General features: G+C 77.4%; 13 protein-coding genes. 10 read left to right on the top strand and 3 right to left on the bottom strand.

The window, feature by feature from the left end; translation table 11 throughout:
• Nucleotides 1-117: 117 nt before the first annotated feature.
• The 5 genes from ACWGB8_RS11945 (at nt 118) to ACWGB8_RS11925 (ending at nt 11,126) form a co-directional block, all read left to right on the top strand.
• Nucleotides 118-2,145, top strand: a complete 2,028-nt coding sequence (locus ACWGB8_RS11945; protein WP_452212708.1) for an NB-ARC domain-containing protein — start codon at nt 118-120, stop codon at nt 2,143-2,145.
• A gap of 248 nt (nt 2,146-2,393) precedes the next feature.
• Nucleotides 2,394-2,762: a hypothetical protein gene (locus ACWGB8_RS11940; RefSeq protein WP_452212706.1), complete on the top strand. Its 369-nt coding sequence runs from the start codon at nt 2,394-2,396 to the stop codon at nt 2,760-2,762.
• A 100-nt stretch (nt 2,763-2,862) separates the two neighbouring features.
• A complete protein-coding gene (locus tag ACWGB8_RS11935; RefSeq protein WP_452212704.1) occupies nt 2,863-4,653 on the top strand; it encodes a WXG100-like domain-containing protein in 1,791 nt (596 codons plus the stop codon).
• Nucleotides 4,654-4,737: 84 nt separating this feature from the next.
• Nucleotides 4,738-5,430, top strand: a complete 693-nt coding sequence (locus ACWGB8_RS11930) for a hypothetical protein (protein ID WP_452212702.1) — start codon at nt 4,738-4,740, stop codon at nt 5,428-5,430.
• 2 nt (nt 5,431-5,432) lie between these two features.
• Nucleotides 5,433-11,126: a WXG100-like domain-containing protein gene (locus ACWGB8_RS11925; RefSeq protein ID WP_452212700.1), complete on the top strand. Its 5,694-nt coding sequence runs from the start codon at nt 5,433-5,435 to the stop codon at nt 11,124-11,126.
• Between the two features lie 90 nt (nt 11,127-11,216).
• Here ACWGB8_RS11925 and ACWGB8_RS11920 read toward each other — a convergent pair whose 3' ends face one another.
• Complete coding sequence (locus ACWGB8_RS11920; protein ID WP_452212698.1) at nt 11,217-11,981, bottom strand: GNAT family N-acetyltransferase; 765 nt, start codon at nt 11,979-11,981, stop codon at nt 11,217-11,219.
• Nucleotides 11,982-12,171: 190 nt separating this feature from the next.
• Here ACWGB8_RS11920 and ACWGB8_RS11915 point away from each other — a divergent pair, with 190 nt between their 5' ends.
• A complete protein-coding gene (locus tag ACWGB8_RS11915) occupies nt 12,172-13,740 on the top strand; it encodes a hypothetical protein (protein ID WP_452212696.1) in 1,569 nt (522 codons plus the stop codon).
• A gap of 130 nt (nt 13,741-13,870) precedes the next feature.
• Here ACWGB8_RS11915 and ACWGB8_RS11910 read toward each other — a convergent pair whose 3' ends face one another.
• Both ACWGB8_RS11910 and ACWGB8_RS11905 read right to left on the bottom strand, forming a co-directional pair.
• Nucleotides 13,871-14,800: a universal stress protein gene (locus tag ACWGB8_RS11910; protein ID WP_452212694.1), complete on the bottom strand. Its 930-nt coding sequence runs from the start codon at nt 14,798-14,800 to the stop codon at nt 13,871-13,873.
• A gap of 94 nt (nt 14,801-14,894) precedes the next feature.
• Entirely contained in the window at nt 14,895-15,791 is an 897-nt protein-coding gene (locus ACWGB8_RS11905; RefSeq protein ID WP_452212692.1) for a universal stress protein, read from the bottom strand.
• A 556-nt stretch (nt 15,792-16,347) separates the two neighbouring features.
• Here ACWGB8_RS11905 and fusA point away from each other — a divergent pair.
• From fusA to ACWGB8_RS11885, 4 genes are all read left to right on the top strand, one after another.
• Entirely contained in the window at nt 16,348-18,450 is a 2,103-nt protein-coding gene (fusA, locus tag ACWGB8_RS11900) for an elongation factor G (protein WP_452212690.1), read from the top strand.
• 79 nt (nt 18,451-18,529) lie between these two features.
• The gene (locus ACWGB8_RS11895; RefSeq protein ID WP_452212688.1) at nt 18,530-19,201 is read left to right on the top strand and encodes a hypothetical protein; all 672 of its coding nucleotides are present in this window, start codon (nt 18,530-18,532) and stop codon (nt 19,199-19,201) included.
• Nucleotides 19,202-19,414: 213 nt separating this feature from the next.
• On the top strand, nt 19,415-20,329 hold the full coding sequence (locus tag ACWGB8_RS11890) for a WXG100-like domain-containing protein (RefSeq protein WP_452212686.1): 915 nt from the start codon (nt 19,415-19,417) through the stop codon (nt 20,327-20,329).
• A gap of 283 nt (nt 20,330-20,612) precedes the next feature.
• Nucleotides 20,613-21,059, top strand: a complete 447-nt coding sequence (locus ACWGB8_RS11885; protein ID WP_452212684.1) for a DoxX family protein — start codon at nt 20,613-20,615, stop codon at nt 21,057-21,059.
• Nucleotides 21,060-21,178 lie beyond the last annotated feature (119 nt).

Here is a 21,178-nt window from a genome sequence, read left to right as displayed (position 1 = left end):
GTTCACCCCCCCGTCTGCCGGGGGGGCGGGGCGGGGGCCCTCCCGCGGCCGGCCGCCCCGCCCCACCCCCCCGCGCCCCCCCCCCCCCACCCCCGCCGCCCCCCCCCCCCCGCCGCCGTGCTCGCCGCCGCGCTGGCCCGGCACTGCGCGGCGGACGCACCGCCCGCCGTCGGCACCGTCTGCGCGGTGCACGGCATGGGCGGCGTCGGCAAGACCACGCTCGCCGTGCACGCCGCCCACGCGGCCCGCCGGCACTTCCCGGACGGGCAGCTCCACGCCGACCTGCGCGGCGCCGGTGCCGGGCCCGTCGACCCGTACCAGGTACAGGGGCTCTTCCTGCGCTCGCTCGGGGTGCCCGCCGAGAACGTCCCGGCCGCGCCCGCCGACCGGGCCGCGCTCTACCGCTCCCGGCTGGCCGGGCGGCGGATCCTGCTGCTGCTCGACAACGCCGTCGACACCGCCCAGGTCGAGGCGCTGCTGCCGGGTACCGCCGAGGCCGCGGTGCTGGTCACCAGCCGCGCCCCGCTGCCCTGCCTGCCGGTGACCACCCGTCTGCTGCTGGAACCGTTCGACGAGCCGGAGGCGCTGGCCCTGCTCGGTCGGATCGCCGGACCGGAGCGGGTCGCGGCCGAACCCGCCGCCGCCCGGGAGCTGGTGCGGGCCTGCGGGCTGCTGCCGCTGGCCGTGCGGATAGTCGCCGGACGCCTGGCCGCCCGGCCCCGCTGGAGCCTCGCCGCCCTGACCGAGCGCCTCGCCGACCGGGCCCGCCGCTTCACCGAACTGGAGGCCGGCACCCTCGCGGTCGAGGCGGTGTTCCGGGTCGGGTACGCCTCGCTCGGCCCGGACGAGGCCCGGGCGATGCGGCTGCTGGCGATACCCGAGGTCCCCGGCCTGACCCCGCCGATCGCCGCCGCCGTCCTGGACACCGACGAACGGACCGCCGAGGACCTGCTGGAACGGCTCGCCGACACCGGACTCCTCCAGGTCGGCGAACCGGGCCGCTACCGCTTCCACGACCTGCTCCAGCTGTTCGCCCGCCACCGCACCCTGGAGACCGACCCCGAGCCCGAACGGCGGGCCGCGCTCGGCCGGCTCGCCCGCTGGTACCGGGCCGGGGTCGGCGCGGCCCTGCGTGTCGAACGCCCCTACAGCCGGCTCGCCGACGCACTCGACCCCGACGGCGGGAGCCGCCCGTCGGCCCGTCCCGGCACCCCCGGCGGCCAGCAGTGGCTGATCGAGGCGCTGCCCGGGCTGCTCGCCCTCGCCCGGCAGATCCTGCACCACCCCACCCGCCCGGCCGGCGCCGAGGAGGCCGCGGCCCTCGCGGCGGCCCTGGTCATGCTGATGCCCTCCACCGACCTCTCCCTGCCCTGGGCGGAACTGCTGCCGATGGGACGGGTGCTGGTGCGGACCGCCGCCCTCGCCACCCCGCTGCCGGACGGGCCGGGCGAGGAGCGGACCGCCCTCCTCAACGCCCACGTCGTCCGCGCCATGGCCGCCGCCGGAACCGGCCACCACGAGGAGGCCCGCGAGTCCGCGCACCGGGCCCGGCTCACCGTCGTCCCGGGCGACCCGGTCTTCGAACCCCGACTGGTGTACGTCCGCGGGGTGGTCGCCTCGATGCACCGGGAGTCGCCGGCCGCCCTCGCCGAGGCGATCGCGCACTACACCGAGGCCTCCGACCTCGCCCGGCGCGCCGGGGAGCCCGGCATGGCCGCCCAGTGCGCCTTCGGCGCGGCGAGCGTCCACCTCGTCCGGGCCGAACCCGAGCAGGCCGAGCGGCGCGGCCGGGAGGCCCTGGAACTCTCCCGCGAGGCCGGCTCCGTGCTCGGCACGGCCTGCTCCCTGCGGGTGCTCGCCGACGCCCTGGCCGCCCTCGGGCGGTACGAGGAGGCGGTGGCCCGGTACACCGAGGCGCTGGAATTCGGCCGGACGCACGGGCTGCACTCGCAGCTCGCCCGCACCCTGCTGTCCTGCGCCCGCACCCACCTGGCGGCCGGTCACCCCGACCGCTCGGCCCCGCTCGCGGCCCGCGCCGCGCTGCTGCTCGGCGAACTCGGCGACACCGTCGGCGCCGAGCGGGCCCGGGAGGTCCTTGCGGCGGCCGACGGGCAGACGGTCGAGGGGCGGACGGCGGCCGGCTGAGGGGCGGCGCGTCCGTTCGCCCGCCCGCTCGCCCGAACCGTGCGGGCCATGGCGGGCCGAAACGGTTCCGCCGGGCACCCACAGTCTTTCGGAACCGGTGCAAAGACTTCGGTCCGCACCGTCATCCTCCCAGGTCATGGGGCTTCTACGGTCGTACGGCGGCCGGTCTCCCGCCGCCGGGACGCGTCCGGCGCACCACCCGGCCGGACCGCCGCCCCGACCGGACCCGGAAGATTGCGACCCACCCCATGACCGGAGACACCGTCCGCCTGGACCTGCACGAGGTCGAGACCGAGGCGGCCACGATCCGCACGCTCGTCCAGGAACTGCAGCAGCACGCCGCCACCCTGACCGCCGCCGTGCGCCGGACGCCCCGTGCGGCGTACGGCACCGACCGGCTCGGCGCCGCGCTGCTCGGCAGCCACTCCGGCGCCGGCGGCCTGGCGGAGCACCAGCGTCAGGCGCTGGTGGGCATCCACCGCTTCCTCGCCGACTCCGCGGCGATGGCGGACAGCCTGCTGCTGATGTGCCGTCGGCACCGCGCGGCCGACCTCACCCAGGCCGCGGACCTGGGCCGGGCGTCCGAGGGCGCGCCGCAGCACCTGCCGAGCGCCTGAGCGCCGACCGTCCGACCGCCGAGCGCCGACCGGCTCCGTCCGGCCCGACTCCGTACCCACCGACCCGGGCACCGCCGTGCCCGCGAAGGGACCCGCCACCGTGATCGAACTGCCCGCCGAGCTGGCTCCCGTCCTCGCCGCCGTCCGCACCGGACCCGGCGGCACCGACGTGGCCTTCCCGGCCGCCGACGAGGACCGTCTCGCCGCACTCGCCGCCGCCTGGGACACCTGGAACTCCGCCGCCGAACCGCGCCTCCGCGCCGTCCTGGCGAGCGCCCGCCGGGCCGGTGCCCACATGTCCGGCCCCGCCGCCGACGGCTTCCGGCACTACCTGGAGAAGTACGCCGAACGGGACGACTGCTACGCCGCCGTCACCGCGGAGAGCGGACGCGCCGCCGCGCGCTGCCTGCACGGCGCCGCCGACACCGTGGTGCGCAGCAAGGCGGCCGTGACGCAGGTGCTGCGGGCGGTCGAGGAGCGCACCGGCGACCGCGAGGCGGTCCGGCAGGCCGTCGAGGCGTGCCGGACCCACGCCGCGCAGGTCGGAGCCGAGATCGACGCCATGCTGCGCAGCTCCGCCGGCACCGTCGAACGGCTGGCCCTGGCCGGGCAGTCCTGCCGACTCGCTCCGGCCGATGCCTCCGGCGGACCGGGTGCGGCGGCCGCCGCCGCGCTGCCGTCCTTCGCCGCGGGCGCCGGCCGTGACGACGGTGACCCGGCGAGCGGCCGTGCCGGTTCGGCACCGGCGAACTGCGAGGACGGTGCCGCCGCGGGTGCGGCCGGGGCCGGGGACGGTGCCGCCCCGGCGAGTGCCGCCGCTGCCCCGGGGTGCCGCCCCGGCGCGGTGCCGGCCGGGCCCGTCCTCGCCGGGATCGGGGACGCCTACAGCCTCGCCGCCCCCGCAGCGGCCACACCCGCTGCGGCCGCCTCCGGCGTACCCGCCCCGGCGCCCACGGGGGGCGCCGAGGGCATCGGAGGAGCTGTCCGGAGCGCCGCGCAGTCCGGTGGCGGCAGCAGCGCGGCGGGAACGGCTCGCGGGGGCGGGCCGGCCGGCCGGCGGAGCCCGTCCGGCGGCGGACGGATCGCGGCCGGCAGTGGCTCGGGCTTCGGCGGGGTCGCCTTCGGCGCTGCCGGGCCGTCCGTCGGCCGCGCTGCCACCCCCGCCGGCGCCGTCGGCAACGGCCTCGGCGGGCACTCCGGGCGCGGCCCCGGACGCGGGTCGGCGGTGGCCGGTGGTACGGCCGGACCGCGCGGCACCGGAGCGGTGGGTGGCCCTGGCGGCTCGGGCGTCCCGGGCGGCCCGGGTGGGATGCCCGGTGCCGGGCTCCAGTCCCGGCGGGGCGCCGGACGGGCGGCGCGCAGGGGCCGAAACGGCCGCTACCCCGGCGAACAGCCGGAGGAGCAGCAGCCGCAGGGCGGCGCGCCCGGGCTTCCCGGCCCGGAAGCGCCGGACCCGGTGGCCATCGGCACGTCGGCGGACCGGCGACCGCCGCGGGACACCGCCCGCGCCGACGGTGCCCACGGCAGTCCGGGCGGCGGGAAGGCCGGCGGGAAGGCCGGCGCGCCGGACGCCGAGCCGGACACCGAAATGCTGGCCCAGCTGAAGAGCGCCGTCCTCGGGCCGGACCCGGCGCCCGGCGCGCCCAAGGCCCCCGCCGCGACCACGGCCGCGAGCGCGACTGCGACTGCGACACCGACGCCTGCCCTCGTCCCCGGCCCCGCCCCCGCTCCCGCCCCGGGCGACGGCACCCGGGCCCCCGTGTCCGGCCTGCGGGAGGAGGGCGGCTACCACGTGCCGAGCCCGAACCTCCGCGCCACCCTCGCCCGGCTCGCCGCGTCCGGCGCGCTCACCCGGGCGAGCGCCGCGGCCCCGAAGCCGCCCGCCGACTGAGCCGGGCCCGGGCCACCCGCAACGCACCACCCACGACGAAGACTTCCGCACCACCGGTCCGCCGGACCAGGGGGAGAGAGAACAGTGTCCATCCAGCAGAGCCGCGCGCTCGCCACCGACCAGGCGGCCACGGCCACGGTCACCGCCACCCTGACCGATCAACGCCCGTCCGGCCTCGCCACCGCCACCGTCGTCGCCGCCACCCGCGGCGGCGTCCCGCCGACGGCGCCGGCCGCCGCACCCTCGCCCGCCCCGGCCCCGGCACCGGTCCGCCCGGGAGAGGTCGGCACCGGCTTCGAGGTCGTCCCCGACCAGTACTGGGCCGCAGCCGCCCCGCTGCTCGCCGCCGCCCAGCGCGCCAACGACGCCTACCTGGCCCTCGACGGCCACCTCACCTCCCTCAACGCCCGGACTCCCTGGGGCAACGACGAATCGGGCCACCAGTTCGCCGACGGGGAGAAGGGCTACCTCGCCTACAGCGCCGGCACGTTGAAGGGCCTCAAGGGTCTGCCCGGCGCCCTGCGGCGGATCGGCGAGCGCCTGAAGGTGATGGCGGACCGGTACGAGCAGACCGAGGCGGCCGTCGTGGTCGCACTCACCGGACACGGTCGGCAGCTTGCCGCCGTACCCGCCCCGGGGCGGCCCGTGGCGACCGGCCTCCCGACCGGTGCGCCCGCGGTTCCCGCGCCTGCGGCACCCGACCTGTCCGTCCCGATCCCGCCGGCCGCCACCGTCGCCGACATCGGCGGCGGCCGGGCCGCCCACGGGAGGCGCTGAGCATGGCCGTCGAACTCCCCGAGCCCCTGCAGTGGGTGCTGCTCCTGCTGGCCGGCGCCCGCTGGCCGGAGGCCGACGAGGACGAACTCCGCACGATGGCGCGCCACTGGCGCGACACCGCGAAGGAGTTGAAGTCCGTCGAGCAGACCACCGACCAGGCCGTCAAGCGCGCCCTCGCGGGACAGCAGGGCAAGGCCGCCGAGGCGCTGACCGCGCACTGGGCCAAGTTCGTCTCCGCGGACGCCGGCGGCAAGCCCGGCGTGTTCCCCGGGCTCGGCCAGGCCTGCGAGGGCATGGCCGACATGCTGGACGCGATGGCCAACTCGGCCGAGACCGCGAAGATCCAGATCGTCGCCCAACTGGGCATCCTGGCCTTCGAGATCGCCACCGCCGAACTGGAAGCCCCGCTCACCGCGGGACTCTCCCTGCTGCAGATCCCGGTCTTCGTCGGCATCAGCCGCACCGTCGTCGTCCAGGTGCTCAAGAAGCTCGCCCTGGAAGCCCTGGAGTACGCGGCCAAGCAGGCCGCCACCATGGTGGCCATCAACGCACTCGCCCAGACCGTCCAGGTGCTGGAGGGGAACCGCAAGGGCTTCGACCTGAACGAACTCGGCCAGAACGCCGTCGGCGGCGCCATCGCCGGAGCCTCCGGCAATCTGCTCGGCAAGGGCATGGGTGCCGCCGGTTCGAAGCTCGGACTCGGCGGAGCCATGGGCAGCGTCCCCGGCCGGATGGTGACCGCCGGGGCGGTCGGCGTCGGCGCCGACGTCATCACCCAGGCCGCCACCACCGGCAAGGTGAGCGGCGAGAGCCTGCTCGGCTCCGGACTCAGCGGCGCCACCGGCGCCGGCCTCCACGCGGGCGCCGCAGCCCTCCGGGGCCGCTCGCACGGCACGCCCGAGGTCGACCTCCCGCTCTCCGGCGTCCCCCAGGGTGCGGGCGGTGCGGCGGAGGCGCCCGCGGGCGCGCCCGTCGGCAGCGGCCGTCCGGCGCAGGCGCCCGACGCGGCGCCGACCCCGAACCCCGGGCCGGCGGTAGGCAGCGCAGCGGGCAACGGGGCCGGCAGCGGCGGCACCGGCACTCCCGGTGGAACGAACGCACCGGGCACACCCGGTGTGACGGCCGGTCCGGGCGGGGCCGGTGCCGCGGGCGGGGCCGGTGCGGCAGGTGCCCCGGGTACCGCGGGCTCGGCGAGCGTCCCCGGCCAGACCGGCCAGACCGGCCAGACCGGCCAGACCGGCGCTCCCGGGGCCGCCGGAACCGCCGGCACGCCGGGCACGGCGGGCGGCCACGACTCCACCGCAACGGCCGGGACGTCCGGCCCGGTCGAGCCGTCGCACGCCGCGACCGGACCGGCGTCCGGCGCGCAAGCGGCCGCGCCCACGGCGACCGCACCCAACAGCGGCCCGGCCGATGCCGCGGTCAGGGCAGGTACCGAATCGCCCGGCGCGTCCGGCAGGACGGGCGCAGCGGGGGAGCCGTCGGCAGCGGACGGCCCTGCCGTCCCCCGGGCGACGCATCCGGACGCCGCCCCGCACGAGGCCCCCCGTACGGCCGATGTGCCGTCGGATGCGCCCTCGACCGTGTCGGCCCGTCAGACCGCGGCCGACGGCGGTCCCGTACCGGTCGCGGACACCGCGTCCGCGCAGCCGGGCGGCGGCGCGCACGGCCAGGACGGCCGAGCGGGCGCCGAGGCGGCGTCGCCGTTCGTCGCCGCGGACCGGCCTGCGGACGGCCCCGCCGGACCCGCCGGGTCCGCGAACCCGGCGGCGTCGACCGTCGACGGCGCACATCACACCCCCGCGCCGGACGGTCCCGTGCACGGGCGCCCGGTCGCCGAGGGGACGTCCTCGCCGGTTCCCGAATCCGGCGGCACCCGCACCGCACCGGAAGGCCGCGGACCGGACCCGGCCCCCGTGCCGGCACCCTCCACCGACGGCCGGCCGTCGGGCCGCGCCCACGGCGCCCCCGGGGAGACGGTGTTCGGCACCGAACCGGTGTCCCGTACGGGAGCCGACGGGCAGCCCTCGGGCCACGGTCAGGGACCGGTGGAGGCGTCCCGGATTCCGCACGACGCCGCCGGTGGCTCGGCGGCGCCGACTCCGACGCATGCCGCGGCATCGGACGCCACGGCCGCCCCGGCATCCGGCGCCGCTCCGGCTGCGGCGGCCGAGTCGGCACCCGCGGCCCGTGCGGCCGTTCCGGCGGAGGGGGCGCGGCCGCCGGTCGTCGACGGCCCCGGGCTGTCGCCGCACGTGGCCGACGGTCCGGCTTCGGGTACGCATGCGGTGCAGCCGCCGCCCGCGGTGGCGGCCGAGGCGGCCCCGCCCGTCGCCGGCCATCGGGCCGAGCCGGGCGACCTTGCACCGCGTCCGGTCACGGACGGTCAACCGGCTGTCCAGCCCCCGGGCGTTCCCGAGGTCGAGCCCGGGCAGGTCCCGGATGCGTCGGGCCCGGGTGCGCACACACCCCAGGTCGCCACCGGTCACTCGCTCCAGGCCGATGCGGCGCAGCCGCCGGTCGTGGACGGTCGACCGTCGGCGCAGTTCCAGGGATCGCCGGCGGAGGGTGCCCGGTTGCCGCACGAGCCGGGTGGCGGGGCCGTTCCCGCTGCGCACGGCTCGGGCGCGCCGAACTCGCCCGACTCGCCGCACCTGCCGCATCCGGCGCACCCGGCGTTCGCGGGGGCGGACGGTGCGCCGGTGCCGACCGCGGGCCAGCCGTCCGGTGCGTCGCCGCACCAGACCGTTCGGACCGGGCCGGTCGCGCCGGTGGAGTCGGCGGCGCAGAGTGCCGTGCCGTCCCTGTCGGCCGTCGCCGCCGTATCGACGCCGGCCGCGCCCCACCCGGTCGCGGTGCAGTCCGCTCATCCGGTCGTCGGAGGCCCGGCCGAGCAGCCCGGTGCCGTTCCCCTCGTCACCGGTCCCGTGACCGGCGCCGTCGGCGGATCCGTCAGCGGCCCCGTCGTCCCCGGTCCTGCTGTCCCCGGATCCGTCGTCACCGGTCCCGTGAGTCCCGCGGCCGGCCCGGTCGACGGGCCGTCGCGGGTGCCGCACGGCGGCTCGGCCCCGGCGAACCCCGCGCACGTCCTGTCCCCGGAGGCCGCGCAGCGCGGCCTGGCGGACCTGCGGCGGCAGCGCGACGCCGAGGTGGACGCGCTGGGGCGGGGCGACGGGGTCAGACAGACGGTCGAGCGGCTCGACGGACGGCAGCGCCATGTGGCGGTCGAACCGGTCGGCGCGGACCGCCTGAAGGCCGAGCTGCCCACGATGACACCGCGCGAGCGCGCCCAGGCGCTGGAGAACCTCCGTCCGGCGAACCGCCGTTGGCTCGCCCGGGACGGCGACCTCGTGGACGCGCTGCGCTCGGCCCTGTCGCCGCGCGAGTTCGCCGCGACCGCGGCCCGCCTGCTGGTGGACGTCGATCCGCGCACCCATGAGCCCGCGGCGGCCCGCCACGAGGCCAGGCGCCAGGCCGAGCGCATGCTGCAGGACCCGGACGTGGCGGCCCGCCTGCTCAAGGGCGGCAGCGAGATGGTGGTCGTGCCGAAGGACGTCAGGATGACCGACGTGCGGCCCTTCGAGGACCTGGCGGGCCGCCAGGCCGGCGGTGCCTCCGGTGGAGGCCGCGGCTGGGACGACGTCCGCGGTTCGGGTGGCCGCCGGGCCGCGGTGACCGAGGAGAACCTGCTCGGCGCGGCGCCGCCGCGCGGTGCGCAGCCGTACGCGGACGGGTACTCCACGACCACCCACGAGTTCGCCCACACCCTGCACCGGTTCGGGCTCTCGGAGGCGGACCAGCGGCTCGTCACGGAGGCCTACCGGGCCAAGCTGGCGGACGACGCGCTGCCCCACCTCTTCGACGAGGAGTCGCCGGTGCCGTGGTCGGACGGGCCACGCCGCGACCTGGCGGGCCGACGGGTGGACAACTACGGTTCGCGCGACGAGCTGGAGTACTTCGCCCAGGTCGTCAACGCGTACCTGGGCACCAACCACGGCACCGACCCGTACACCGGGCACCCTCGCAACAACGGGCCCGCCTGGGTGCGGGCGAACGAGCCCGAGCTGCTCCCGTTGCTGGAGCGGCTGTTCGGGGCCGATCCCGGGGCCGTCCACGCCGACCCGGCCAACCCGGTTCTCGCGCGGGGCGCGGAGGACGTCGGGTTCTCGAAGCTGCGTGATTTCATGGCCGGCCTGGAGGAGGTTCCGGCCGGTGCGGTGCCCCGCGGGCCGGATCATCAGGTCGGCGACGGGTCCACGCCCGAGCCGGTCCGGCCCGCCCCGGTGGAGGCCGCGGAACCCGGCCGGGGCGCCGATCCGGAGGTGCCGTCGGCGCCCGAGCCGCCGCCCGTCCACGGGGACGGCGAACCGTCCCCGGCCGGGGCGTCGGACCTGCCGGGCGCGGCCGACGCGGTGTCCCCGCCGCCGCCGGCGGCGCGGGTGGAGCTGAGCCCCGTCGCGGAGGTGCAGGTGGGCGGCTTCCGCGCGGCCGACGCGCTCGCTCCCGGCGACGCGGGTGGCGCGGGTTTCGTCGCGCTCGTCCCGGCCACCCCGAACGGGCCCCCGCTCGTCGACATCGCCCGGCGCTACCGCGACGAGGCGTTCGCGCAGCCCGGCGAGGCGGCCGGCCGCCTGGCGCTGGTGATCGGGGTCAACGAGTGGGCCGATCGGCCGGACGCGGCGGGGCGCATCAACGCCGCCGTCGAGGCGTTCCGGGCCGCCTGGCGTCCCGAGGACTTCACCGTCCGCGTGGTCGGCTTCACCTGGAACAGCACGGCCGTCACGACCCCGGGCGACATCGACCAGGCGACGATCCCGTACGGGCAGATCAGGGAGCGCATCCTGCGGGAGGGCGGGGTGGAGGGGCTGGTCGATGCACTGACGGCCCTGGGCCGGGAGAGCGTGTACCTGCACACGGGCGACGCCGACACGCTCTCCTTCCGCACCCCCGACGGCCCGCTGTTCACCGCCGCGCGCGGCCGCCTGGACGCCGACGGCCCCGATCTGCTCACCGGCGCGTACACCTCGCCGGAGCCGCACGACGCCGACAGCCGGCTGCTCAGGGCCGCGAGCGACCTCGACCTGGCGATGCGGGCGGCGTTGGCCGAGGCGGCCCCGGAGCTGGTGTACTTTCCCGAGCCCAACACCTTCGTGAAGGTCCTGACCGACCTGGACCTGCGCAACCTGGAGGACGGCATCGGCTTCGGCGAGGGCTCCAACGAGGGCCGGAACCTGGTCGACCGGCTCCGGGCGAACCGGGCGACCGGGTCGGTGGAGTCGGTCTTCGACCCGGGCCTGGCGATCACCACCGACTTCGACCGGATCGGCGGACGGGTCGTCGGGGAGGGAACCGGCGGCCTGACCCCCGACGAGCGGATCGGCCGTCTCTTCGAACTCGCCCAGACCCATGCCCGCAGGCAGGAGTGGACGGACCGGGTCGCGGGCTTCTACGGCTTGCCGGTCGCCGACGCCCGGGCGATGGGCGAGCTCGTCTTCGGCCGGATGCCCACGGCCGAGCAGTTGCACCGGGTGGATCCGGAGACTCCGCCCAAGGCACTGCTCGGCCGGAGCTTCGACACGGAGATGAAGAGGCGGTTCCCGGGACGCGACGACCTCCTGGCCCTGGCCAGGAATTCGCGGGTGGCCCTGCTGAAGACGCTGCTCGGGACCAAGGAGGCGTGGCAGCCGTCCCCGTGACCGCGGTGCCCCGGGCCGGATCCTCCACGGCCCGGGGCACTCCGGCGGTTCCGGTCACGCGCCGGGCCCGGCCGGGCTGGGCCGTCCGTGTCACTGGCCGACGGCCGGCCCGACCGCGACCAGCGTCGTACGGGCGGCCGGGCGGGCGCTCAGGACGGCCGCCCGGGCGGTCCAGCCGAGCGCGGTGTAGAGCCGGCGGCCGTCCGCGCTGGCGATCAGCAGGCCGTTCACCGCGCCCAGGGCCGCGGCCCGGGTGCACAGTTCGGCCATCACCGCGCTCGCCAGTCCGCGGCGCCGGTGGTTCTCGTGGGTACGGATCCGGTGGGCGACGGCGTTCGCGCCGAGCACGCCCGCCATCCCGCTCGCCGCCTCCTCGCCGGGCCCGCCGTCCGTGCCGTCCGGCCCGGGGCGGTGCAGGATCCGGCACTCGACCAGCATGCCGCCGCCCGGCACCGGTCGTACCCGGGTGGCCGTCCGGTACGGCCCCGGCACGGGTGCCGTGGCGCCGCTGAGGTCGCCCAGGGCGGCGGTCATCAGCGTCTCCTCGGCGCCCGCCGGCTCCAGCCCGGCGGCCCCGAGGTCCTCCCGGGCCGCCTCCGGCCGCCGGGTCACCACCGTCAGCCAGGCGGAGTCCGGCGCGGCCGCGGCGCGGTGGGCGAGCCGGGCGACCGAGGCCGGATCCTCGTCCGCCCGCAGCGCGAACGCCTCCCGGCTGCGCCCCGGCAGCCCGAGGGCGACCTCCAGCGCCTCGCCGTCCGCGACCTCCTCGGCCGGCGCCAACCCCCGGCACAGTCCCCAGCCGGGCTGCCAGTTCCGTACCAACTCGGCCGTCGACGGCCGTGTGCGCAGATTCATGGCAGCAGTGTAACTGTCTATCGCGTATTCAGCAGTCACGTGAACGGATTCCATCGCCGTTTATTCGTTGTCCATCGCCCTCCGTCACGATGCGGCTCGACGCCGAACGTCGGCGGCGCACGGGCCCGCGGGTGTGCAAGCGCCCGCCCCGGCACCCGCCGTGCACGGAATGCGACCCCGAAGGACCGCCGTGAGCCAGCCCCTCTCCACCGCCGAGAAGCAGACCCTGCAGCAGCTGGGCGCCAGGATCGACACCGTCGTCGCCCAGGCCTCCCCGCAGGCGCTGCTCGCCACCGGCGCCCTGCCCGGTGCGGCCGACGGCAGCCCGAGCCACGTCGTGCTGCACCGGCGGTTCCAGCGGCTGGGTGCGCGTCTCAAGGAGCTGGCGGACCTGGTCGTGGTCCGGGCCGACCTCCCCGCCGCGACGGGGGCCCGCGCGGTCGTCACCCAGGGGTCCGAGCCGGTCGTGCTGCGGATCGAGGTCGGGCCCGAGCTGGTCGGGCCCGAGCCGGCCGGTCCGGCCGCGCAGCCGTCCACCCACCGCGTGCTGGCCCTCGTCCGCGAGCTGTCCCGCACCCTCGACGAGGGTGCGATCCACCCGGTCAAGGACTACGCCCACCGTGCCTCCTGGGCCTGGGGGTACCTGTCGCCCGACCTGGCCGCGAGCAACGCCGACGGCTACGCCGGGGCCGCCGCCGTGCTCGCCGAACGGATCGAGGAGCGGCCGGGCCGCTACCGGGTGCCCGGCCGCGTCCCGGCGCAGCGCGAGGTGCTCCGCGCGGCGGCGGACGTCAGCGACCTCGGGCCCGCGCTCGCCCGGGCGGCGCTCGTCCTCCACCGGGCCCGGCTGCGCAGCGACGACAGCGCGGCCCTGGCCCGCGACGAGTCCCCCAACGGCGGGTGGCCCGCGCAGGAGCGGGCGTGGCGGGCCGAACCGGGCCGGGCCGCCCTGCTGCAGCTGGAGGAACTCCTGCGGGCGAAGGGGATCGTCGGCCCGCGGCACCCCGGGCGCACGACCACCGGACTGAGCGGCGCCGACCGGCGGACGGTGCGGCAGATCCACGCGTACTGCACCGACCTGAGCCGGGCCCTGGACGACCTCGAACCCGTCCCCGTCGCCCTCGGCCACGATGTCACCTACGACGCCGCCTCCGGGGTGCTCAAGGTCCCGTTCATCGTGACGGGGGAGGGCGCGGCGGCGCTGGGGGAGCGCATCGTCGCAGCCCTCGTCCGGGGCGCGGACGCGAGGGGCCCGCAGCTCGCGGCGTTCACCGGCAACCGGCGTCTCGTCCTCGACTGGCTGCTCGCCCACGACCGCCCGATCGAGCGGGCGGCCCTGCGCCCGCTCCTGCAGCAGTTCGCGGACGACCCTCGACCAGTGGACGGCCCTCGCGGTCGACCTCAAGCGGGCGACCGCAGGGGCGACCACCCGGACGGGCGCGGCGGCGACCACGGCGGCGACCACCCGGGCGGGCGGCCGGACCGCGGACGGGCCGGTGCTCCGCGCCGAACGGCGCACCGACCTCGCCGACCACCGGTGAGTCACCAGGTGGCCGCGGCGACGGTGGCGACGAGGTTGCTGATGGCGTGGCCCCAGGGGGTGCCGGCGATGAGGACGCCGAACACGATGCAGCTGAGTGCGGTGAGTGTCTCGTCGCGGCGGCTGCGGGCCTCGGTCCGCCGCCTGAGTCGGAGGACGATGATGATCGCCAGGAACGCCGAAGCGCTGATGGTGTACTGCAATGCCTACCCCGGTTGACCCTTGACGCCGTGTCCGGGCGCGGCCACGGATGCCGCACCCGGAAGCGAGCATTCCAGAGCGGAGGCGGGCACGGGAGGCATATCCGGCATCACGGGGCGCATCCGAACAGTTCGGGCGCCCCCCGGGGTCAGTGCGGCGGCCCGGGTGCCTGGGGTGCGGGGGGTGTCCCGGGTGCCTCGGGGGACCCGGGTGCTTCGGGGGACCCGGTGGCCTCGGGCGGTTCCGGGACGGCCGGGTGGCGGACGACGGCGACCGGGCAGTGCGCGTGCTGGATGACGGCCTGGCTGGTGGAGCCGAGGAGCATGCCCGCGAAGCCGCCCCGGCCGCGGGCCCCGACCACCAGGAGCTGGGCGTCGCGGCTGGCCCCGATCAGGGCCTGGCGGGTGTGCTGTTCGGCCAGCAGGGTGCGGACCCGCACGTCGGGGTGGGTCGCCCGGGGCCCGGTCAGCGCCTCGGTGACGAGGAGCTCCTCGTGGTCGCGCCGGTCGGTGCCGGCCCGGTTGCGGCAGGCGTGCAGGGCGGTCAGTCCGGCCCCGCGTGCGGACGCCTCGGCGAACGCGAAGTCCACCGCCTCGGCGCCCACCTCGGAGCCGTCCACGGCCACCAGCACGTCGCCCTGCGGGTCGGGCCGGCCGCGGACGATCAGGACGGGGCAGTCGGCGTGCGCGGCGAGGTGCACGGCGACCGAGCCGATCAGGAGGCCGCTGAAGCGGCCGAGGCCCCGGCTGCCGACGACGGCCAGGCAGGCGCCGCGCGAGCGGCCGGCCAGGACGGTCAGCGGCTCCCCGGTGACGATCGCCGCGTCGATGTCCAGGTCGGGTGCCCGGACGCGGGCGCGCTCCGCCGCCAGGTCGAGGGTGCGCTCGGCGTCGTGGCGCAGCCCGCCCTGCTGGGGGCCGTTCTTGGCGGGGCCGAGCGAGACGTGCATGAGCGGCCAGATGAACGCGTGCACGATCTGCAGGCCGCAGCCGCGCAGCCGGGCCTCGCGCACCGCGACGTCCACCGCGGCCAGGCTCGCCTCCGAGCCGTCGACACCCACCAGCACCGGGTCGCTCATCGCCCACCTCCTGTTCGGGGGCGCCGCTGCCGGTTCGGCGGCGGCGCCGGTCCTGGTCCCGGTCGGGCCCGTTCGGTGCCCGGTCCGGTCCGGTTCAGTCCCCGGTCCGCTCGTCGGCGCGCCCGCTCCGGTACGGCACCACGGCGACCGGGCACGGCACGTGGTGCAGGGCCGCGTGGGCGACCGCGCCGATGTGGGCGCCGAGCGGGGACCGGCGGATCCGGCGGCCGACCGCCAGCAGTTCGGCGCCCGGTGCGCGTTCGGCGAGGACCTGCGCCGCGCGTCCGAGCAGGGACTCCTCCACCACTGTCACCCCGGGGTACTTCTCGCGCCACGGCTGCACCGCGCGGGCCAGCTCCTCCGCGGCGTGGTCGGACAGCTCGCTGCCGAGGTCGACCCCGGCCGCGATGCCCGCGTACTGGTAGGCCGCCGGGAGGGTCCAGGCGTACACGGCGCGCAGCGGGCGGCCGAGCCGTTCGGCGCTCTCGAAGGCGAAGCCGAGCACCGTCTCGGCCCCGTCGTGCGGGTCGACGCCCACCACGACCTCGCCGTCGGCGGTCGCGGGCGAGACGCCGCGCCGGACCAGCACCACCGGGCAGTCGGCCCGGGCCAGGACCCGGTGGGCGACCGAGCCGACCAGGAAGCCCGTCACCGTGCCGAGCCCGCGCGAGCCGAGCACCAGCAGGCCCGCCTCCCCGGCACCGGCGACCAGGGCGCGGACGGCGTCGTCGGCGACCAGGTCGGCGTGCACGGCCGGCCCGGCCCCCGGATGCAGCTCCCGCACCCGGGCCTCGGCCTCGCGCAGCACCTGCGCGGCCTGCTGCCGCTCGGCCTCGGTGGCGTCGAGGACGGACAGCGCGGTCACCGGGCTCGGCCAGGCGTGCAGCAGGCGCAGGGGTGCGCTCCGGCGCACGGCCTCGCCGGCCGCCCATTCCACGGCCGCGAGGCTCTCGGGGGAGCCGTCGACACCGACCACCACGGGCACAGACATACGGGCCTCCAGGTTCGTTTCCGGGTGGCCCGGCCGCCGCCCGGCCACACCTTCACCCTTCCCGTCCCGGGGGCCGCCCACCCAGGGCCCAAGGTCCCGATCCGCGGGCCGTCGGACCCTGCGGCGCAGGTCGGGGGCCCGGTCGGGGCCGGCGCCGGTTAATCGGATGCGGCGGCGCGGCGGATCTCCCTAGACTCCGTGCAGCAGGCCCGCCGGGGATGAACGGCGGTGCCGCCGTGACGAATTCGGAAGGGGGGACGGGCCGTGCGCGAGCGCATCGCCGTCGTCGTCCCCGCGTCGCGGTTCGAGGTGATCCTGGTGTCCCGGCCCGTCCGGTGCCGGCTGCGCGCCCGACACCGGATCGGCCGAACGAACGCCTGAGGCCGGCCTCCCCGAGGTCCCGCCCCTCCCGGACGGCCACGCCGTCCCCGAGCCCCACCGCCCCGCCCCTGTGCCCCGAGCCGGGGTGCTGCCGGGCGGGTCGCCGGGCCGGAGTCGTTCCGTTCGCCCCATCGCGCCCACCCGACCGTTCACCACGTTCGAGAGGCCACGGGCCGTGCGTACCGAGAACCCGACCACCCGCCCCACCACCACCGCTGCCGCCGCCGTCGCGCAGAGCGCCGTCCGCAACCTGGGCGTCCTCGCCCACGTGGACGCCGGCAAGACGACCGTCACCGAGCGCATCCTGTTCCTGGCCGGTGCCACCCACAGGCGCGGCGAGGTCCACGAGGGCACCACCGTCACCGACTACGACCCGCAGGAGCGTGAACGCGGGATCACCATCAACGCCGCCGCGGTCAGCTGCACCTGGGCGGACCACCGGATCAACCTGATCGACACCCCGGGCCACGTCGACTTCGCGGCCGAGGTCGAGCGCTCCCTGCGGGTACTGGACGGCGCGGTCGCGGTGTTCGACGCCGTGGCCGGGGTGGAGCCGCAGAGCGAGGCGGTCTGGCGCCGGGCCGACCTGCACGGCGTCGCCCGGATCGCCTTCGTCAACAAGCTGGACCGGGCCGGCGCCGACCTGGACGCCGCGGTCGCCTCCATCCGGGAACGGCTGCACCCGGCGCCGCTGGCCGTCCAACTGCCGATCGGGACGGAGGACGGCTTCACCGGGGTGGTCGACCTGCTGCGGATGCGCGCCCTGCACTGGCCGGACGGCGGCGCGGGCGTCGAGGAGGGCCCGGTGCCGGACGGCCTGCTCGCGGAGGCCCGCCGGCGCCGCCGGGTGCTGGACGAGACGGTCGCCGGGCTCCATCCGGCGGCGCTGGAGGAGTTCTGCACCGCGGGCGAGCTCGCCGCCGACACCCTCGTCCGGGCCCTGCGCGAGCTGACCGCGAGCGGTGAGGCGGCCGTGGTGCTCTGCGGCTCCGCGTACCGCAACCGCGGCATCGAACCGCTGCTGGAGGCCGTGGTCGCGTACCTGCCCTCGCCGGCGGACGTGCCCGCGGTGCGCGGCACCCTCGACGGCGCGGTGCAGGAGCGGGCCGCCGATCCGCGGGCGCCGTTCGCAGGGCTGGTGTTCAAGCTGAACGCGGCCGCCACCGGCCGGCACGCCTTCCTGCGGGTGTACGCGGGCACGCTGCACAAGGGCGACACGGTGCTCGACACGGCCACCGGCCGCACCGAGCGGATCGGGCGCATCCTGCGGGTGCGGGCCGACCGGCACACCGACGTCGACGAGGCCGTGGCGGGTGACATCGTCGCGGTGGTCGGACTGAAGGGGGCCCGGGCCGGCTCCACGCTGTGCGCCCCGGCGGCGCCGCTGCTTCTGGAGCCGCCGGCCGTCGCCGAGCCGGTGGTCTCGGTCGCGGTGGAAGCCCGCCGTTCGGCCGACACCGGCCGGCTGGCGGTGGCGCTGACCCGGCTGGCGGAGGAGGACCCGTCGCTGGTGGTGCGGACCGATTCGGAGACCGGGCAGACCGTGCTCTCCGGCATGGGCGAACTGCACCTGGAGGTGGCGGTGGAGCGGCTGCGCCGCCAGTACGGGCTGGAGCCGACGGTCGGGCGCCCGCAGGTCGCGTACCGGGAGACCCTGGTCACGGGGGTGACCGGCTGGGTGTACCGGCACGTCAAGCAGGACGGCGGCGCCGGGCAGTTCGCCCAGGTCGTGCTGGACGTCGAGCCGTGGGGCGGGGACGGACCCGGCGGCGCCGGGGCCGAGGACCCGGTGCGGTTCGCGTTCCGCTCGACGGTGACCGGCGGCCGGGTGCCCAGGGAGTACGTGCAGGCGGTCGAGGCGGGCTGCCGGGACGCACTCGCCGAGGGCCCGCTCGCGGGCCACCCGGTGACGGGCGTACGGGTGACGCTCACCGACGGCGCCACGCACGTCAAGGACTCCTCGGAGCTCGCCTTCCGGACCGCGGGCCGGCTGGCCCTGCGCGGGGCCCTGCGGGCTGCGACCGCGGTGCTGCTGGAACCCGTCGCCGAGGTCACCGTGACGGTGCCGGAGGACGCCGTCGGCACCGTCCTCGGCGACCTGGCGGCCCGCCGCGGCCGGGTCACCGGCTCGGCCGCGCGCGGCGGCACGGCGGTGGTCACCGCCGTGGTGCCGCTGGCCGGCCTGTTCGGGTACGCGACCGCGCTGCGCAGCCGTACCCGGGGCCGCGGCACCTTCGGCACGCGGGCGGCCGGCTACGCCCCGGCGCCGGGTTCGTAGCCGCGCACCGGCCCCGCCCGGAACCCCCCCACGGGGCTCCGGGCGGGGCCTGTCGGAGCCGCCCCCTACAGTCACGGCCATGACGATCCTGCTCACCGACGCCGGTCCGGTGTCCCCCCGCGCCCGCGTGGACCGCGTCGGAGGCGTGCCGCTGGCCCCGCGCGGCACCGTCTGGCCCACCTGCACCCCGTGCGGCGGGCCGCTGCAGTTCCTCGCCCAGTTCGTGCTGGACGGCACCGTCCTGGCGCTGTTCGCCTGCCAGAACGAGCCTGGGAGCTGCGAGGACTGGAGCCCCGTCGCGGGCGGCAACCGCGCGTTCCTGTTCCCGGCCGACGCGCCGGGAGGGCTGTGGCCGATCCGCCGGCCCAAGGTGCCGGCCGGTGCGCGCGACGACGTGCTGGTCCGGTCCACCGTGCACGCCGCCGGGCGGGAGGTGGACGACACCGACTACGCGGGCGCCGAGGGCTTCGACCCCGAGTGGGACAGCGTCTACGACAGGGCCAGGACCGCCTGGGCCGCGCGCACCGGGCGGCCCGGCAAGCACGTGCTGGGCTCGCTCGGCGGCAGCCCGTCCTGGCTGCAGTACGACCAGACGCCCGACTGCCCGTCCTGCGCCGCCCCGATGGCGTTCCAGGTCCAGCTCCAGGAGGGGCCGGACGCCCTCGGCGCCATGAACTTCGGCAGCGGGGGCCGCGGCTACGCCTTCACCTGCCCGCCGTGCAGCCGGGCGCTGTTCCTCTGGCAGTGCTGAGCCCCTCCGCCGGTGCCGTGCCGGCGGGTCCTCCGGGGCAGTCTCCAGCGAGGCTTCCCGTGCGCCTTCCGGAGTGGCTTCCGGAGGGCTGACCACCCCTTTCCGGCCCGTGTACGCACGGCCTGCGGGCACTCTTTGCAGCGGCCTGCCGCACCGGTATGGTCGCCAGCCGACGGTGCGTCAACTCCACTCCTGCATACGGGGGTCAGTGCCATGGCGGTGAGTCCGAACGACGTGCAGCTCTCGCTCCTCGGGATGATGGGCCTGCAGTGGCCGGAGGCCGACGAGGACAACATCAGCGCCTTCGGCCGTCGGCTCGCCCGGTTCGCCGCCGACCTGGACACCGCCGGGCAGGGGGCCGTCGGGGCCGTCGCCGCGCTCGGCGAGAGCTACCGGGGGGAGTCCGCCGCGGCGTTCACCGAGACCGCCGGGCGGGCGGCCGGGTGTGTGACGCAGGCGGTGTCGGTCGCCGGTGAGGCCGCGGTCGCCGTGGAGAACGTGGCGGCGCTGGTCCTGTCGGCGAAGGTCCAGGTCCTCCAACTGCTGAACACGGCCGCGGTGGAGGCCGGTGTCAGCGCACTCAACCCGGTGAGCGCGCTGACCGGTCAGAGCGCGCAGATCGTGGTCACCTACCGGACGGCCATTGCGACCACCATCACCAGGCACGTGCAGCGGGTCGCCGAGACCGGCGGCCGCGCGGCCGGGGCGGTGGAGGCGGTGGTCGCGCCCGAGGCCCTCGGGCAGGTCTTCGGTGCCACCGGGGGAGCGGCGGGCGGAGTGGTGCGGGGGGTGGGCGGCGGCGCCGGAAACGCCCGCCGCGGCTATTCCGTGGATGTGGAGCAACTGGTGTCCTGTGTCAGGAAGTTGCGCTCCGGGGCCGACGAGATGAGCGGCCACGGCCAGGCCCTGGGCTCCACCACCGCGGACCTCTCGGCGGGGCCGGCGGGCAGCCCGCTCGGGCAGGTCGCGGAGGAGGTCCGGCAGCGCATCACCCGGGCGGTGGTCGGCGGTGCCCCCGCGCTCGGCGGGTTGTACGTGCGGATCGCCGAGAACCTCGAACGGACGGCGGCCGACTACCGGGCCGCCGAGTCCGGCGCCACCGCCGATCTGAACGCCGCCGGCTGGTAGCTCCCGGCACCTGATCCGACGTCAATTCACTGCGTTCCACCTCGTTCCTCCGTCCCGTCCGGCCGGGGGCGCCCGACCCGTGCGTCGGGCCCGCCACGGTCTGCGAGGTGCGGGCTTCGCGTGCCGACCGTCCGCGGGAGAACCGTCGGCGGATGGTCACGGCCGCGTGAAGGACTCATGAAAGCCATTGTGACTTCAACTAAAAATAGGGAAGGTTAGCCTTACTTCACCTCACTGAAGCCCGCGCCGCTCCCCGGCGGCACCCGTCCCCCTGGAGTCCCCCATGTCGTTCGTCCCCAGCAGTGCCGTCGACGCCGCCCGCCCCTACCTCGTGGGCGCGTCCCGGATCGCGATCGGCCTGCTCTTCGCCTGCCACGGTGCGGCCTCGCTCTTCGGAGTCCTGGGCGGCGCCAAGGGCGGCGGCACGATCGAGGCGCTCACCTGGCCCGGCTGGTACGCGGCCGTCATCCAGCTGGTCGGCGGCAGCCTGGTGCTGCTCGGCCTGGGCACCCGCACCGCCGCCGTGGTCTGCTCCGGCTCCATGGCGTACGCCTACTTCAGCGTGCACCAGGAGAGCGCCCTCTTCCCGATCCAGAACGGCGGCGTCTCCTCGGCCCTGTACTGCTGGGCGTTCCTCCTGGTCGCCGCCACCGGCCCCGGCGCCTTCGCCCTCGACACCCTGCTGAGCCGCCGTCAGGCCGCCGCCCCCGCCGCGCCGGCCACCGTCTGACCCGTCCCCGCGAACACCGCGACGGGCCCCGGCCGCCGGCCGCGGGCCCGTCGCCGCGTCCGGAGGGCCGCCGGACAGCGCCGCACCGGCCCGCGGAACCCCCGGTTTCGCTCCCGCTA

It is taken from the genome of Kitasatospora sp. NPDC054939 (assembly GCF_053610105.1).
This window is presented reverse-complemented; position numbering and strand designations above follow the sequence as displayed.